Origin of the sequence: Ruegeria sp. HKCCA5839 (genome assembly GCF_013035585.1) — a bacterium.
In the GTDB taxonomy this organism is placed as follows: Bacteria; Pseudomonadota; Alphaproteobacteria; order Rhodobacterales; family Rhodobacteraceae; genus Ruegeria.
On the sequence record NZ_WQIE01000001.1, the window covers coordinates 762,657 to 777,229 of the forward strand.

The 14,573-nt window shown below is 60.4% G+C and carries 15 protein-coding genes; 11 read left to right on the forward strand and 4 right to left on the reverse strand.

Annotated features, from left to right (window positions below; translation table 11 throughout):
- Positions 1 to 51 precede the first annotated feature (51 nt).
- A complete protein-coding gene (locus tag GOV38_RS03710) occupies positions 52 to 780 on the forward strand; it encodes a cytochrome c (RefSeq protein WP_171212969.1) in 729 nt (242 codons plus the stop codon).
- Here the strand turns inward: GOV38_RS03710 and GOV38_RS03715 are convergent.
- Positions 774 to 2,729 carry a 4Fe-4S binding protein gene (locus GOV38_RS03715; RefSeq protein WP_171207664.1) on the reverse strand — a complete coding sequence of 652 codons (1,956 nt, stop codon included), beginning with the start codon at positions 2,727 to 2,729 and terminating at the stop codon, positions 774 to 776. The genes GOV38_RS03710 and GOV38_RS03715 overlap by 7 nt on opposite strands.
- Before the next feature lie 245 nt (positions 2,730 to 2,974).
- Here GOV38_RS03715 and GOV38_RS03720 point away from each other — a divergent pair, with 245 nt between their 5' ends.
- The 10 genes from GOV38_RS03720 (at position 2,975) to GOV38_RS03760 (ending at position 12,127) form a co-directional block, all read left to right on the forward strand.
- Complete coding sequence (locus tag GOV38_RS03720; RefSeq protein ID WP_171207665.1) at positions 2,975 to 3,529, forward strand: DUF3305 domain-containing protein; 555 nt, start codon at positions 2,975 to 2,977, stop codon at positions 3,527 to 3,529.
- Positions 3,526 to 4,119 carry a DUF3306 domain-containing protein gene (locus GOV38_RS03725; protein ID WP_171207666.1) on the forward strand — a complete coding sequence of 198 codons (594 nt, stop codon included), beginning with the start codon at positions 3,526 to 3,528 and terminating at the stop codon, positions 4,117 to 4,119. Before GOV38_RS03720 ends, GOV38_RS03725 begins: the two co-directional genes overlap by 4 nt.
- On the forward strand, positions 4,106 to 4,717 hold the full coding sequence (locus GOV38_RS03730) for a molecular chaperone (protein WP_171129065.1): 612 nt from the start codon (positions 4,106 to 4,108) through the stop codon (positions 4,715 to 4,717). Before GOV38_RS03725 ends, GOV38_RS03730 begins: the two co-directional genes overlap by 14 nt.
- Before the next feature lie 58 nt (positions 4,718 to 4,775).
- Positions 4,776 to 4,964 carry a ubiquinol-cytochrome c reductase iron-sulfur subunit N-terminal domain-containing protein gene (locus GOV38_RS03735; protein WP_171098533.1) on the forward strand — a complete coding sequence of 63 codons (189 nt, stop codon included), beginning with the start codon at positions 4,776 to 4,778 and terminating at the stop codon, positions 4,962 to 4,964.
- 104 nt (positions 4,965 to 5,068) lie between these two features.
- Entirely contained in the window at positions 5,069 to 7,963 is a 2,895-nt protein-coding gene (locus tag GOV38_RS03740) for a formate dehydrogenase subunit alpha (RefSeq protein WP_171098531.1), read from the forward strand.
- A gap of 15 nt (positions 7,964 to 7,978) precedes the next feature.
- On the forward strand, positions 7,979 to 8,575 hold the full coding sequence (fdh3B, locus tag GOV38_RS03745) for a formate dehydrogenase FDH3 subunit beta (protein ID WP_170792313.1): 597 nt from the start codon (positions 7,979 to 7,981) through the stop codon (positions 8,573 to 8,575).
- Between the two features lie 76 nt (positions 8,576 to 8,651).
- Positions 8,652 to 9,851, forward strand: a complete 1,200-nt coding sequence (locus tag GOV38_RS03750) for a formate dehydrogenase subunit gamma (protein WP_171207667.1) — start codon at positions 8,652 to 8,654, stop codon at positions 9,849 to 9,851.
- Positions 9,852 to 11,111 (forward strand): c-type cytochrome, encoded by a 1,260-nt coding sequence (locus tag GOV38_RS03755; RefSeq protein ID WP_171207668.1) that lies wholly within the window; start codon positions 9,852 to 9,854, stop codon positions 11,109 to 11,111. It begins immediately after the preceding gene.
- Between the two features lie 17 nt (positions 11,112 to 11,128).
- On the forward strand, positions 11,129 to 11,254 hold the full coding sequence (locus tag GOV38_RS22450) for a hypothetical protein (RefSeq protein ID WP_256367816.1): 126 nt from the start codon (positions 11,129 to 11,131) through the stop codon (positions 11,252 to 11,254).
- Positions 11,255 to 12,127 (forward strand): helix-turn-helix transcriptional regulator, encoded by an 873-nt coding sequence (locus tag GOV38_RS03760; protein WP_171207669.1) that lies wholly within the window; start codon positions 11,255 to 11,257, stop codon positions 12,125 to 12,127.
- A 39-nt stretch (positions 12,128 to 12,166) separates the two neighbouring features.
- Here GOV38_RS03760 and GOV38_RS03765 read toward each other — a convergent pair whose 3' ends face one another.
- From GOV38_RS03765 to GOV38_RS03775, 3 genes are read right to left on the reverse strand one after another with little or no spacing between them, the layout of a single operon-like run.
- Positions 12,167 to 12,982: a substrate-binding domain-containing protein gene (locus GOV38_RS03765; protein ID WP_171207670.1), complete on the reverse strand. Its 816-nt coding sequence runs from the start codon at positions 12,980 to 12,982 to the stop codon at positions 12,167 to 12,169.
- Between the two features lie 20 nt (positions 12,983 to 13,002).
- Positions 13,003 to 13,737, reverse strand: a complete 735-nt coding sequence (locus GOV38_RS03770) for an ATP-binding cassette domain-containing protein (protein ID WP_171207671.1) — start codon at positions 13,735 to 13,737, stop codon at positions 13,003 to 13,005.
- A complete protein-coding gene (locus GOV38_RS03775) occupies positions 13,730 to 14,443 on the reverse strand; it encodes an ABC transporter permease (protein WP_171129043.1) in 714 nt (237 codons plus the stop codon). Before GOV38_RS03775 ends, GOV38_RS03770 begins: the two co-directional genes overlap by 8 nt.
- Positions 14,444 to 14,573: the final 130 nt, after the last annotated feature.

The following is a 14,573-nucleotide window of genomic DNA, read 5'->3' on the forward strand; positions in this document are numbered from 1 at the left end:
TCATTTTTCAGTTCATTTGACGCCCTGGCCCGCTGCCCGCTAGGCTAGACCATGCGCTTTGTTCTCTTGTGCCTGAGCCTGACGCTCACCGCCAGCCCTTCCTTGGGCCAGCAGGCGCTTGGGCTTGTCGCCCCAGAGGCGGTGGCAAACTCGGGCCTTTTGCAACATATCCTTCCGCGCTTCTCTCTCAAGACCGGGATTCGTGTTATTGCGGATGAGGCCGGAGAAATGTCGTTGAGCGCCGGGCCTGAGGGTGAACCCGTCTTTGCCCGCGACGGTGTAGTCTTCTACCTCAGCATCACCGAGGATTCCAGGCAGGAACGGTTTCGCGACTGGCTGAGATCGGATATCGGAAAACGCACGGTCGAAAGCTTTACCCCCGATCAGGGAGCCCCCTTCAGCGCCAGTTTCGAAGTGGCGCAGGATCAGATCGAATTGGTGATCGATGGCAATGTGATTCTGGGCGAAGAGTTGTCGATGACGCATTGCGGACGCTGCCATGTGATCGGCCCCAAGAACCGGATGAACGGGTTGGGCTCGACCCCGTCTTTTGCGGTGCTGCGCGCGATGCCCAACTGGTCGGAACGGTTCGAGGCGTTCTTTGCCCTGAACCCGCACCCGTCTTTCACCCAGATCGAGGATGTCACGCCGCCTTTCGCCGCCGACCGCCCCTCGCCCATTCACCCGGTAGAGATGACGCTCGATGATCTTGAGGCGATCATCGCTTTTGTCTCGGTCATGGATGCGGCCGACCTTGGGGCCCCTCTGCAACTTCAGTGATCCTTGCGCTTTGAGAAATAGTCATCCGTCGTCACCACTTTGGGACGTGGCTTTGAGGCAAACGGATTGTCCTGACTGTGGAACTGCGCGTTCACGCGGCAATTGTCGCACATCTGGATCATGCGCGCCTGATCCGAGCTGGCGAACATCGGATGCGAGCCCGCCAGCTTGTCCATGATCCGTTCAACTGTGGATTTGACCCCAAACAAGGCCCCGCATTCAACGCAGGCATAGGGCTCTTCTTCATTGAGCACCCGTTGCGACAATGCGCCGTCGCTCAGGTCCAATTCGGGCACCAGGGTGATAGCCGTTTCCGGGCAAATGGTGCTGCACAGCCCGCATTGCAGGCAGGCATCCTGCTGGAAATTCAGCTGAGGTTTGTCGGGATTATCGATCAATGCTCCCGATGGGCAAAGCGATACACAGCTGAGGCACAGGGTGCAACTGTCGGTATCGACTGCAATCGCCCCATAGGGCGCGCCTTGCGGCAAGGGCAAAGGCGCCTCTGCCCCCGAGTTCAGCGCCTGCGCTGCCAGACGGGCGATTTGGCGACGGTTGCCCAGAGGCAGCACCGGCTCTGCCAGCGGTTCGGGCACGTCTTGAGCATAAAGTGCATCCGACATCGCATCCGGGTCCTGAATGTCGATCAGACCCAGCTTGTCCGGCCCGGCGATGGCCTGCGCCAGCTCAAGCTCGCGATCCAGTGCAGCGCGCTCGGTTTTCGGCGAGACCAGAACATCGACACGTGTAAAGCCATGCGCCAGACCGGCCAGCAGCTCTGCGTGGCCAAAGCCCGAGACCACGCTCAGCTCGAAGGGAATGACATCGGCAGGCAGGCCCCGACCGAACCGGGCGGCAAGCCGGATCATCTCGGCCCCATGACCGTCATGGACCAAAAGGCGCGGCGCATGTCCCCCGGCCTTGCGGTAGGCCCGCGCCAAGACCCCCATACGTGACAGTACAGCCGCGACGGGCGGATCCTCATAAGTGATAGCGGTCGAGGGGCAGAGCGCAGCGCAGGACCCACACCCGGCGCAGGTCATCGGGTCGATCTGAACATGCTCACCAGCCGGGGTGATTGCCCCAGTTGGGCAGATATCCAAACAGTTGGAACACCCAGTCTGCTCGGCCCGTGAATGGGCACAAAGCGCTTCGTCCAGCCGGACATAAAGCGGCTTTTCGAACGTGCCGACCAGTTGCATGGCCTCGAGCGCCAGCCGGGTCACGGCAATCGGGTCTTTGGGATCTGCCCGCAAATACCCTTCGCGCTTTTCGGGGGCCGCAACCAAAGGTGTGCCACCGGTAAGATCGACCACGATGTCACATCGCGACACGGCCCCGTCCCGCGCTGGGCTCCAGCCAAAGGCGCCGCGACCGCCCGGTTCTAGCTGCTGCAGCTGGTCTAGCCGCAAGCTAAATCCACCCAACGCCCCACTGACGCTGCGCAGCTGACCGCGCACGACGTCATAGGCTCGGCTGAGCGGGTCCTCATCATCGGTGACCACCACAGTCACCGCCAGGGTATCTGAAAGCAAAGCCGCCAGATCATAAGCAGCGGCTCCGGGGCCAATGATGCAGCAAGTGCCCTCGCTGATCACATCCACACTTGGGGTCACAGGTTGGGACACCAACGCCTCGGCTGCAAGCGCCGCCATCTTGGGCCCCGCATCGACTCCCTGCTCGGACCAGCCGGCCCGGTCGCGCAGATCGACGAAACCGGGCTGTTCAACCCCAAGATCCTCGGCCAAATCGCGGAACACCTCTGTTTCCTGACCGCATGCGACAACCACCTGGCCTTCAGATTGCATCATTTGAGCCGCCGCTTCCAATTGGCGGGTACAGAGCGCGGTGTAGACTTTGGAACAAGCTGCATCGCAGGCCCCGGAAATACTGTCAGCCTTAACGGCCTGCGTCCCTTCGCAATCACACAGAAGTATCTTGGCGGTCATCCATTCCTCCCCGACTGAACCCCGGCTTTGCTACCTTAGACGTAATCCAGAGGCTGGCAATGCAAAGCAGTTCGCAGCGGATAAAACGCGGATCGATACGCGCGGATCTGGTTCGATGAATTTGAGATGAGACTTTTTCGACAACGCCGCGGTCAGATGCGCAAAGTTTTCTTGGCAGAACGCTACTTTATGTATCATAGTGGGAGGCAGAGGTGGCAGGGGAGAGCCGTCTCGGGGAGGAATTGTTGGCTAGGGCCGCAAACCAGATTGAAATGCCAGTTGGCGTCGTCGTGCGCAAAACACCCGGAGTTACACGCTGGGCGAAGTGGAACTGGCGGGCTGTTGCTGCCTTGCCCGGCGCGGGACCCGCAGATTGGGTCGAGATGCGCCGTGAAGGGGACGCGGTTGAATACCACGCGGCCACGTTGACGCTGACCCTTTGGGCGGACGAGACCGAGGCCTACCGTGTTAATCTGTCCGATAGCCAACCCTCGCTCTATCTGGTGTTGCGAGACGAGTTGAAGGGCGACACACCGCTAAATGCCGTTCTGATCACAGCCTCGCCCTACGAAGGTCAGGACTATGCCGATACAGGTGAAGAGATCGTCGAGAAGATCCCGATGACCGAAGGATTGATTGCCTGGCTGCGGGATTTCACGCTCGAGCATCACCGCGACGAGGTATTTGTCAAACGCCGCCGCGACAAGAAACGTGTTGATCTTGTGGAAGACGGCAAAGGCGACGCGCGGATCCGCCAGGCCTCGGATGTGTATCGCGCACCGCGCAGGGTGATGCAATGAGCAGGCCTGGCGATTTCTGGTCGCGCCGCAAGGCCGCCGTTGAGGCCGAAGCCAAAGCCGAAGCGCTGGTCGCGGAACAGCAGATTGTCGCCGAACAGCATGCCGAGTTGGAGGACAAAACCGACGCCGAGATATTGGCCGAGTTCGACCTGCCTGACCCGGATGCGCTTCAACCGGGCGATGATGTGTCGGGCTTCATGGCCAAAGCAGTGCCTGACCGCCTGCGTCGCCGCGCGCTGCGCCGGTTGTGGCGGCTCAATCCCGTATTGGCCAATGTGGATGGGCTGATTGATTACGGCGAGGACTATACCGATGCGGCCTGTGTGATCGAAAACCTGCAGACCGCCTATCAGGTTGGCAAAGGCATGATGGCCCATGTCGAGGCCTTGGCGGCGCAAGCCGAAGCGGAAGCAGAAACAACGGAAGAACCGGAAGAGGCCGCGTCAGAGCCCGAAGCCGAACCCCTTCCCGAACCTGTTGTGATGGCTGAAACCGAAGAGCCTGAGATCGAAGAGCCCGAGGCTGACCTGCCCCCTGCCCCGCGCCGCATGACGTTTGAATTTGAAGGACAACCGCATGACCGCACCTGACGCGCATATTCTGGACGTCTCACCCGAGGATCGCCTGCGCGCGGATTTCTATAACTTTTTGGGCTTGCTGCTGGCGGGACCACCAGACCAGCTGTTGCTGGATCAGATGGCAGGGCTCAGCGGTGACGACTCGGATCTGGGTCAGGCCATTCAGGCTATGGCGCGGGTGGCCAAGGTGACAAAACCCGCTGCTGCCGAACGTGAGTTCAACGCATTGTTCATCGGTCTGGGACGGGGCGAGTTGCTGCCATATGCCAGTTTCTATCTCACTGGTTTTCTGAATGAAAAACCGCTGGCGCAGCTGCGCAATGACATGGCCGCGCGCGGGATTACCCGTGCGCCCAATGTGTATGAACCCGAAGACAATATAGCCTCGATGATGGAGATGATGGCCGGCATGATTGTCGGACGGTTCGGCAAACCGGCATCGCTTGAGGATCAAAAGACGTTCTGGAGCAAACATATCGGCCCTTGGGCCGCGCATTTCTATTCGGATTTGGAAGGTGCCGAGAACTCGGTCCTCTATGCCTCGGTCGGGACTGCCGGCCGTGTGTTCATGGAGATCGAACGGGAAGCGTTCCGAATGACGGCGGCCTAGCCCGCCATTCGCCGGTGCCCGGGTGGGCACCAAATCGCAATTGGGACAGGAGGAGCCCATGAGCAAGAAAAAGGAAGAAGGCGCCACGCGCCGCGACTTCCTGAAACTGGCCGGAACCGCAGCACCTGCTGCTGTTGCCGCCGCCAGCCTGACCGGTGAAGCCGAGGCAGCCGAGCTGCCGGTGGATGACACACGGATGCAGGATACAGCGCATACCCGCGCCTACATCGAAAGCACCCGGTTCTAGGATCGGACGTTTTCACCCCGACGGACGGTTGCGATTGGCCCTGATGTCGGCACCAGAAGTACCAAGCCAGCCGTGGCTGACACGGCGCGCAAGGGAGGAAACCAATGCTTAGGAAAAAGACCAACGGGGTTGCGAGACGCCCCCAGCGGACAAGTATCCTGTCCCAGATCGGCGAGAAAACCGTCGATCGCCGCGCATTTCTGCGTGGCTCGGGCCTGACGATCGGCGGCCTGGCAGCGATCAGCGCCACGGGTGGAACCGTGACGCAAGCCAGCGCCCAGACAGCGGCCAACGCCGCGGTCGAAAACATCAAATCCGTATGCACCCACTGTTCCGTCGGCTGTACCGTTGTGGCCGAAGTGCAAAACGGCGTCTGGGTCGGGCAAGAACCCGGCTGGGACAGCCCGTTTAACCTGGGTGCACATTGCGCCAAGGGGGCCTCGGTCCGCGAGCACGCCCATGGCGAACGCCGCCTGAAATACCCAATGAAAAAGGAAGGCGGAGAGTGGAAACGCATCAGCTGGGAACAGGCGATCGACGAGATCGGCGACGGCATGATGAATATCCGCGCCGAATCCGGGCCGGACAGCGTTTATTGGCTGGGCTCGGCCAAGCACAATAACGAACAGGCCTATCTGTTCCGCAAATTCGCCGCCTATTGGGGCACGAACAATGTGGACCATCAGGCCCGTATCTGCCACTCGACCACGGTTGCGGGTGTTGCGAATACATGGGGCTACGGCGCCATGACCAATTCGTATAACGACATCCATAACTCTCGGGCCATCTTCATCATCGGCGGCAACCCGGCCGAGGCGCATCCCGTCTCGCTGCTGCACGTTCTGCGCGCGAAAGAGCAGAACAATGCCCCCCTGATCGTCTGCGATCCGCGCTTTACGCGCACCGCGGCCCATGCGGACGAATACGTGCGGTTCCGTCCCGGTACCGATGTCGCGCTGATCTGGGGTATCCTGTGGCACATTTTCGACAACGGCTGGGAGGACAAAGAGTTCATCCGCACCCGTGTCTGGGGTATGGATCAGATCCGCACCGAAGTGGCCAACTGGAACCCGGAAGAGACCGAGCGCGTAACCGGTGTTCCCGGCTCACAGCTCAAGCGCGTTGCCCGGACTATGGTAAACAACCGTCCCGGCACCGTGATCTGGTGTATGGGAGGAACCCAACACACCAACGGCAACAACAACACCCGCGCCTATTGCGTGCTTCAGCTTGCGCTTGGCAACATGGGCACCTCGGGTGGTGGCACCAACATCTTCCGTGGCCATGACAACGTGCAGGGCGCGACGGACCTGGGTGTTCTCTCCCATACGCTGCCCGGCTATTACGGCCTGTCCGCAGGTGCCTGGGGCCATTGGAGCCGTGTCTGGGGTGAAGATCTGGATTGGCTGAAAGGTCAGTTCGCGACGATCAAGGACAAGGAAGGGAAAGACAAACCTCTGATGAACGAGCGCGGCATTCCGGTGTCCCGCTGGATCGACGGGGTCCTGGAAGACCCGGCCAACATGGATCAGGACAACAACGTCCGGGCCATGGTTCTTTGGGGCCACGCACCCAATTCGCAGACCCGGATGACGGAAATGAAGACAGCGATGGAGAAGCTGGACATGCTGGTCGTGATCGACCCGTATCCCACCGTCTCGGCTGTACTGCACGACCGAACTGACGGCGTCTACCTGTTGCCCGCTTGTACGCAGTTCGAAACCCGTGGCTCGGTCACGGCATCGAACCGGTCGCTGCAGTGGCGCGACAAGGTGGTGGATCCGCTGTTCGAAAGCCTGCCGGATGAGGTCATCATGGCCAAGTTCGCAAACAAGTTTGGCTGGGCAGATCGGCTTTTCCGCAATATCGAGATGGAGGACGCTGAAACCCCGAATGTCGAAAGCATCACGCGTGAGTTCAACTCGGGGCTCTGGACTATCGGCTATACCGGCCAGTCGCCGGAACGGCTGAAAAGCCATATGGCCAACCAGCACACGTTCGACAGGACAACGCTGCAAGCCATCGGAGGCCCGAACGACGGTGAATATTACGGACTGCCCTGGCCTTGCTGGGGAACGCCGGAGATGGGTCATACGGGGACTCCAAACCTCTATGACATGTCCAAACCGGTGGCCGAAGGCGGCCTGACCTTCCGCGCCCGTTTCGGGGTGGAGCGCGATGGCGACAACCTGTTGGCCGACGGGGTCTATAGTGTCGGTTCGGAAATTCAGGATGGATATCCTGAGTTTACGATGCAGATGCTGATGGATCTTGGCTGGGACGGTGATCTGACGGCCGAGGAACGCGCTGCAATCGACGCGGTTGCAGGGCCGGAAACCAACTGGAAGACCGACCTTTCGGGCGGCATCCAGAGGGTTGCGATCGCGCATGGTTGCGCACCGTTCGGAAATGCCAAAGCCCGCGCGGTTGTCTGGACATTCCCGGATCCAATCCCGCTGCATCGCGAGCCGCTGTACACCAACCGGCGTGATTTGGTTGAGGACTATCCAACCTATGAAGACCGGCACGCCTATCGTCTTCCCACGCTCTATGCGTCGATCCAAAAGAACGACTTTTCAAAGGATTATCCAATAATCCTCACGTCAGGTCGTTTGGTCGAGTATGAGGGCGGCGGCGACGAGACACGGTCGAACCCGTGGCTGGCCGAGTTGCAGCAGGACATGTTCGTCGAGATCAATCCCCGTGATGCCAACAACCTTGGCATTCGCGACGGATCACAGGTCTGGGTCGAAGGTCCCGAAGGTGGCAAGGTCAAGGTAATGGCGATGCTGACCAACAGGGTTGGTGCAGGCGTGGCCTTCATGCCCTTCCACTTTGGCGGCCATTTCCAGGGCGAGGACCAGCGGCACAAATATCCCGCCGGTGCTGACCCTTACGTTCTGGGTGAAAGTACCAACACCGCCCAGACCTATGGCTATGATTCAGTGACCCAGATGCAAGAGACCAAAGCGACTCTTTGCAAGATCTGGGCAGCGTAAGGAGGAGAAGAGATAATGGCAGCAAGAGCAAAATTTCTCTGCGACGCCGAACGCTGCATCGAGTGCAATGCCTGCGTCACCGCGTGCAAGAACGAGCACGAGGTGCCGTGGGGCGTGAACCGCCGCAGGGTGGTGACGATCAATGACGGTGACCCGGGCGAACGCTCGATCTCAGTCGCCTGTATGCATTGTTCAGACGCGCCCTGCATGGCGGTGTGCCCGGTCGACTGCTTCTATCAGAACGAAGAAGGGGTTGTCCTGCACTCCAAGGACCTGTGCATTGGCTGTGGTTATTGCTTTTACGCGTGCCCCTTTGGCGCGCCGCAATACCCGCAGGCGGGCAACTTCGGATCACGCGGCAAGATGGACAAATGCACCTTCTGCGCTGGTGGCCCCGAAGAAACGCACTCGACCGCAGAGTTCGCCAAATACGGGCGTAACCGGATCGCCGAGGGCAAACTGCCCATCTGCGCCGAGATGTGTTCTACCAAGGCCCTGCTTGCCGGTGACGGCGATGTGGTGTCAGCCGTCTATCGTGAGCGCGTCGTGGCGCGCGGCTTCGGTTCGGGCGCCTGGGGCTGGGGTACAGCCTACGACCAGAAAGACGGCTGAGCCCGTCGTATAAAGCAAAACGGATGACCCGCAGCCCTTGCGGGTCATCTGATCTTGGATTTTGACCGAGGTTCAGATGCTGCGCTTTCTCACTGCAATCCTGTTCACCCTTGGACTGACTCTTTCGGCTGCGGCCCAAACCACAGGGGATACAGCCGAACCCGATCGCGCACAGACTGGCGGCGCCACCACGCTTGAGGATATCCTGGCCCGACAGCGCGGCGAGAAGGTCGATAACAGCTATCGGTCCGAAAATACCGGACAGGGCAATGTCGAAGGTTTACTAGGGCAGTTTGGCCCAAGCGGGGTAGCCTCGGACAGCGATGTCTATCGGCAACTGCGTTATGGATCGGCGGATGTGACCGTATCCTCTAATGGGCCGGCTGACAGTGTGCTGATTCAGGACGGTGGCATGTGGTGGTGGGCGTTCCGAACCGGGCCCCTGCGCGAATATGGCACCTACATCCTGGGCGGGATGCTGGCGATCATCATCCTGTTCTTTCTGCTGCGCGGGCGTATTCGCATTGATGGCGACAAAACCGGTCGCACGGTTACGCGGTTCAACAGTTTCGAACGTTTTGGCCATTGGCTGTTTGCCGGATCGTTCCTGATCCTTGGCATCACAGGGCTGCTGACGCTCTATGGCCGCGACTTCCTGATCCCGCTTTTCGGTAAGGAAGGCTTCGCAACCATCGCGCAGGCCTGCAAATGGCTTCACAACAACCTGGCTTGGGCCTTCATGCTGGGCCTGATCATCGTAACCCTCAACTGGATCGCCCATAACATTCCCAACCGGACCGACCTGAAATGGCTGGCCGCTGGCGGCGGGCTATTCACCAAGGGCAGCCACCCGCCCGCCAGAAAGTTCAATGCCGGACAAAAGATTATCTTCTGGTCCTGCATCCTGTTGGGTATCTCAATCAGCTTGTCGGGCCTTTCGCTGCTGTTTCCGTTCGAACTGCCGATGTTTGCCAAGACCTTTGCAATCGCCAATTCCACCGGGATCCCGCAGATGTTTGGCCTGAACCTGCCGGTGCAGATGTCACCGCAAGAAGAGATGCAATACGCGCAGGTCTGGCACGTGATGGTGGCCTATGTGTTCATCGCCATCATCATCGCCCATATCTATCTCGGCTCGGTCGGAATGGAAGGCGCGTTCGACGCCATGGGCACCGGCGAGGTCGAGGAGCAATGGGCCCGCGAACACCATTCGTTGTGGCTGGAAGAGGTTCAGGAAAAAGAGGCTGGCAAAGCCGCCACCTCTCCCGCTGAATAAATGCGCGGGCTGGTTCTGGCCTTTGCGCTGATCCCCCTGCCCGCCCTTGCAGAGTTCTTTACGCTCAAAGGCCATGGCGGGCCGATCATGGGCATCGCCACCGCACCTGATGGGCGCATCGCCACCGCCAGTTTCGACAATTCCGTTGCCATCTGGACCGATCAGGCACCCGAGTGGCTAGAGGGGCATGAAGCGGCGGTCAACGTCGTCGCGTTCAACGGTACAGCCCTCTATTCTGCAGGTGATGACTTCACCCTGCGCCAATGGCCCGGCGGCAAAGTTCTGGGGCAGCACAAAGGCAAGATCGTGGGGCTTGCTGCTTCGAAAACCCATGTAGCAACGGCCAGTTGGGACGGCTCGATTGGGCTTTGGCCCATCGACGGTTCAAGCCCGACAGTCTTGGGGCCCACAGGAGGCGGCGTGAACGCGGTGGTGTTCTCACCCGACGGAGACCTGCTTTATTCGGCCGGCATGGACGGGTCATTGCGCATCTGGGATGTGGCATCCGCGTCCGAGCGCCAGCGCCTTGTCGAACACGGCTTTGGGATCAATGAATTGGTCCTGAATGCACAAGACAACTGGATTGCCTATGGCGCGGTCGATGGCGTCACCCGTATCCTTGACCTTTCCACCGGCGCAGAGCGCGACTTTACCCTGGACCGCCGCCCGATCCTGGCACTGGCCCTCAGCCCGGACCGGCAGACATTGGCGGTGGGCGACGGCGAAGGATATATCATGCTGATCGACACGGTCGACTGGCGCATCACTCAGGATTTCCGCGCCACTCTGCGCGGCCCGGTCTGGGCTTTGGCCTTTTCGCCGGACGGGCAGAACATCCACGCGGGCGGCATCGACGAGGCGATGTATAGCTGGCCCATCGCCACTTTGGGCGACCAGGACCAGATGGCCGCCGCCGAGCCTAGTTTCTTCAAAGACCCGAACGCCATGAGCAATGGCGAGCGGCAGTTTGCGCGCAAATGCTCGATCTGTCACAGCCTGACCCCCGACAGCCAGCGCCGCGCCGGTCCAACCTTGCACGGGATCTTCGGGCGCAGGGCCGGGACGCTGCCGGGATATTTCTACTCGGATATCCTGCAAGACTCTGATATCATTTGGGATGAGACAACAATTGACGCCCTGTTCGACGAAGGGCCGGACCACTATATCCCCGGCTCGAAGATGCCCATGCAACGCATCACCGAAGCACAAGACCGCGTTGATCTGATCGAGTTCCTGCGCCAAGCCACAGGCGCGCCATAGAAGACCAGAGGAGATCCATGAAAGCCTTTCTTGCCGCCGCTGCTGCAATGGTCGTGATCGCCTTCGCCGCGCCCGCTGTGCTGAACCAGATCGGCTTTAGCGCCGCCGACACAACATCCGGTCCTGCGGTGCGCCTGGACTGAATGTCACAATACCTGACCACCCGCGAACTGGCCGAATTGCTGCGCATTGGCGAGCGCAAAGCCTATGATCTGGCCTCGTCCGGCGAAGTGCCATGCGTCAGGGCCATGGGCAAGCTGCTGTTCCCAAGGGCCGAGATCATCGCCTGGCTCAACGCCTCACGGTCTGGCCCGCAGGTGGCCGAACCACCGCTGCCACCGATTGTGGCGGGCAGCCATGATCCGCTGTTGGATTGGGCGTTGCGGGAAAGCGGGTCGGGTCTTGCGACCTATTACGATGGCTCCTTTGACGGGCTGACCCGGCTGAAAGAGCGCAGCGCGCAGGCCGCGGCCCTGCATATCCACGAAGAGCATGGGTTCAACACACAATCGCTGCGCGACACGCTGGGCGAAGCGCCTGTGGTGCTGGTCGAACTTGCCCAACGCCAACGGGGATTTCTGCTGGCCGCAGGCCAAGACGCACCATCCGAGTTTCACGACCTCAAATCCCGCCGCATCATCCTTCGTCAGAACAGCGCCGCCAGCCAGCGCCTGTTCGAGAAACAGCTCACGGCCCATGGGCTGTCGCTCGATGATCTCAACACCCTGCCCGGTTGCGCCCGCACCGAAGAAGACCTGGCCGCGACCCTGCGCGATGGGAAGGCTGATATCGGTTTTGGTCTGGGGGCGTTGGCGCAATCTTACGGGCTGGAATTCACCCCCACCCATACCGAGCGGCTGGACCTTGCCATCTGGCGCCGCGCCTATTTCGACCCTCCGATGCAGCAGCTTCTCAGCTTTTTGCGCAGCGACAGGTTTCACGCACGCGCTGGTGAAATGGGCGGCTATGACCTGAGCGGTTTGGGCCAGGTTCACTTCAATGGAGCCAACGGATAAGGCTTTATCTTTTCACGAATACGCGCACCACAGGCCAATTCACTTTGCGTTCGGAAAAAAGAGCTGCTGGCCATCCAGCTGATAGGCTTCGATCGCGCTCTGCCCGTCCGGGCCGGTCAACCAGTCAATAAACCGCTGCCCCGCTGCGGCGCGCACGCCTGAGTGCTTTTCGGGATTCACAAGGATCACGCCATATTGGTTGAACAAGGCCGGGTCGCCTTCGACAAGTATGTCCAAGTCCCCGCGATTGCCAAAGCTCAGCCACGTGGCCCGGTCTGTCAGCGCATAGGCTCCCATACCGCTTGCAATGTTCAATGTGGCCCCCATGCCCGACCCGGTTTCGCGATACCACGTCCCGGACGCATCCGTCGGGTCGATGCCCGTGCGCGCCCAGTGGCCAAGTTCGGCCTTATGGGTGCCGCTGTCATCCCCGCGCGAGGCAAAGGGCGCTTGAGCCTCTGCCACGGCTGTCAGGGCAGCAACAATGTCATCCCCACCTTTAACCTGCGCCGGATCCGATTTCGGACCGACCAGGACAAAGTCGTTATACATAACATCAAACCGTTCGACCCCCCAACCGTCGGCGACAAAAGCCTCTTCTGCGGGTTTCGAGTGCACAAGCAGCACATCCCCGTCGCCATTTCTTGCATTGCGGATTGCCTGCCCGGTGCCCACGGCTACCACCCGCACATCGATGCCGGTTTCAGCCTCAAACCCCGGCAGAATGAAATCGAGCAGCCCCGAATTCTGCGTTGAGGTGGTGGATTGCACGATGATGAACGGCGACTCGGCCCGGCTCTGGCCCGCTGTCACGGCAATAGCCACAAGGGCCGCTTTGATCATTGCGCGGATCATGTCATCTCCAAATGATTGAATCAGGTTACCAGCCCACCCGCCAAATAACGGCGCGCAGCTTGCGTTATCGGTGCGTCCAACACCTGTTTGGCCGCACCATGTTCGACCACGCGACCGCCCTGCATCATCACGATATCCGCCGCCAGACGCCGGGCCTGCCCGATATCATGCGTGACCATGACGATGCGCACCCCACGCGCCGAGGCACGCCGGATCATCTGTTCGATCACCTGCGTGGCGCTTGGGTCCAATGCACTGGTGGGTTCGTCCAGAAACAGCGTTTCGGGATCCGTGGCCAGCGCGCGCAGAATGGCCAGCCGCTGCGCCTCACCCCCTGAAAGAGAACGCGCGGATTGACGGGCCTTGTCTTGCAAACCGCCTTCGGCCAAAAGTGCCGAGATCCGAGCCTTGCGGATCTCACGGCTCAATCCCTGACGTTTTAGCACAAAGTCCAGATTCGCCGCGACCGAGCGGCGCAAGAGCACCGGTTGCTGAAACACCATCGCTTGGCGCGCCATGTGTTCTGCAGTCAAGACATCACCCCGATACAGCACCTGCCCCTGATCGGCTGAGATCAACCCGTGCAGGCACCGCAGCAGCAGGCTTTTACCGGCGCCATTGGGGCCAAGGATCAGGGTTGGTCCGGGGCCGTCCAACCGAAGCTCTGCCACGTCCAGCAGAACCGAGCCTTTGCGTGCAAGCCTCAACCCTCGTACCTTCAGGCCAGCGCCGGTTTCAGGTGCCAAGTCACGCATGACGCAACCCCTCCTGCTCGGCCCGTAGGGTCAAAGCGCTGACCATCGCGTTCACGGCCACGGCGATGCCAATCAGAATGGCACCAAGCGCCAAGGCCAGCGCCAAATTGCCCTTTGAGGTCTCAAGCGCGATGGTGGTGGTCATCACCCGCGTTACATGGTTGATGTTGCCGCCCACGATGATCACCGCCCCGACCTCGGCAATCGCGCGGCCAAATCCCGCCAGCAAAGCCGTCACCAGCGCCAGGCGGGCGTCCCACAACAGCACCGGCACCGAAGACAAGCGCGACACGCCCAGCGAGCGCAGTTGTTCCGCGTATTCCTCGGCCAGCATCTCGACCACTTGCCGGGTCAAGGCGGCAATGATCGGTGTGACCAGAACCACCTGCGCGATGATCATCGCTATGGGCGTATAAAGAAGTTCCAGCACGCCAAGCGGGCCCGACCGCGACAGCATCAGATAGACCAACAGGCCCACGACCACGGGCGGCAAGCCCATCAGCGCGTTCATCAGGATGATCAAAGCCCGACGTCCGGGAAAGCGTGCAACTGCAAGCGCCGCGCCAATCGGCATCCCGATCAGCGCGGAAATCAGCACCGCCAGGACCGACACCCGAAGAGACAGCATCACAATGGCCCACAGCTCTGCATCCCCTTGAAGGATCAGAGACACCGCCATTCTGAATTCTTCTGCAAACCCCTGCATGCTCTACCGAAACTAATTTATCTCGCAGTAAATGCGTCATTTGACAGTAGAGTACGCCATCTCAATACGGTCAAGAGTCGGCTGAACACAAAAAACGCGACCCCAAACGGGACCGCGTTTCATTCTGGGA

Bases quoted from the DNA above. Each gene is read 5' to 3' on its own strand.
- GOV38_RS03740 (WP_171098531.1), top strand. From the start codon at position 5,069: ATGCTTAGGAAAAAGACCAACGGGGTTGCGAGACGCCCCCAGCGGACA.
- GOV38_RS03730 (WP_171129065.1), top strand. From the start codon at position 4,106: ATGACCGCACCTGACGCGCATATTCTGGACGTCTCACCCGAGGATCGC.
- fdh3B (WP_170792313.1), top strand. From the start codon at position 7,979: ATGGCAGCAAGAGCAAAATTTCTCTGCGACGCCGAACGCTGCATCGAG.
- GOV38_RS03750 (WP_171207667.1), top strand. From the start codon at position 8,652: ATGCTGCGCTTTCTCACTGCAATCCTGTTCACCCTTGGACTGACTCTT.
- GOV38_RS03770 (WP_171207671.1), bottom strand. From the start codon at position 13,737: ATGCGTGACTTGGCACCTGAAACCGGCGCTGGCCTGAAGGTACGAGGG.
- GOV38_RS03775 (WP_171129043.1), bottom strand. From the start codon at position 14,443: ATGCAGGGGTTTGCAGAAGAATTCAGAATGGCGGTGTCTCTGATCCTT.
- GOV38_RS03715 (WP_171207664.1), bottom strand. From the start codon at position 2,729: ATGACCGCCAAGATACTTCTGTGTGATTGCGAAGGGACGCAGGCCGTT.
- GOV38_RS03735 (WP_171098533.1), top strand. From the start codon at position 4,776: ATGAGCAAGAAAAAGGAAGAAGGCGCCACGCGCCGCGACTTCCTGAAA.
- GOV38_RS03760 (WP_171207669.1), top strand. From the start codon at position 11,255: ATGTCACAATACCTGACCACCCGCGAACTGGCCGAATTGCTGCGCATT.
- GOV38_RS03725 (WP_171207666.1), top strand. From the start codon at position 3,526: ATGAGCAGGCCTGGCGATTTCTGGTCGCGCCGCAAGGCCGCCGTTGAG.
- GOV38_RS03755 (WP_171207668.1), top strand. From the start codon at position 9,852: ATGCGCGGGCTGGTTCTGGCCTTTGCGCTGATCCCCCTGCCCGCCCTT.
- GOV38_RS22450 (WP_256367816.1), top strand. From the start codon at position 11,129: ATGAAAGCCTTTCTTGCCGCCGCTGCTGCAATGGTCGTGATCGCCTTC.
- GOV38_RS03765 (WP_171207670.1), bottom strand. From the start codon at position 12,982: ATGATCCGCGCAATGATCAAAGCGGCCCTTGTGGCTATTGCCGTGACA.
- GOV38_RS03710 (WP_171212969.1), top strand. From the start codon at position 52: ATGCGCTTTGTTCTCTTGTGCCTGAGCCTGACGCTCACCGCCAGCCCT.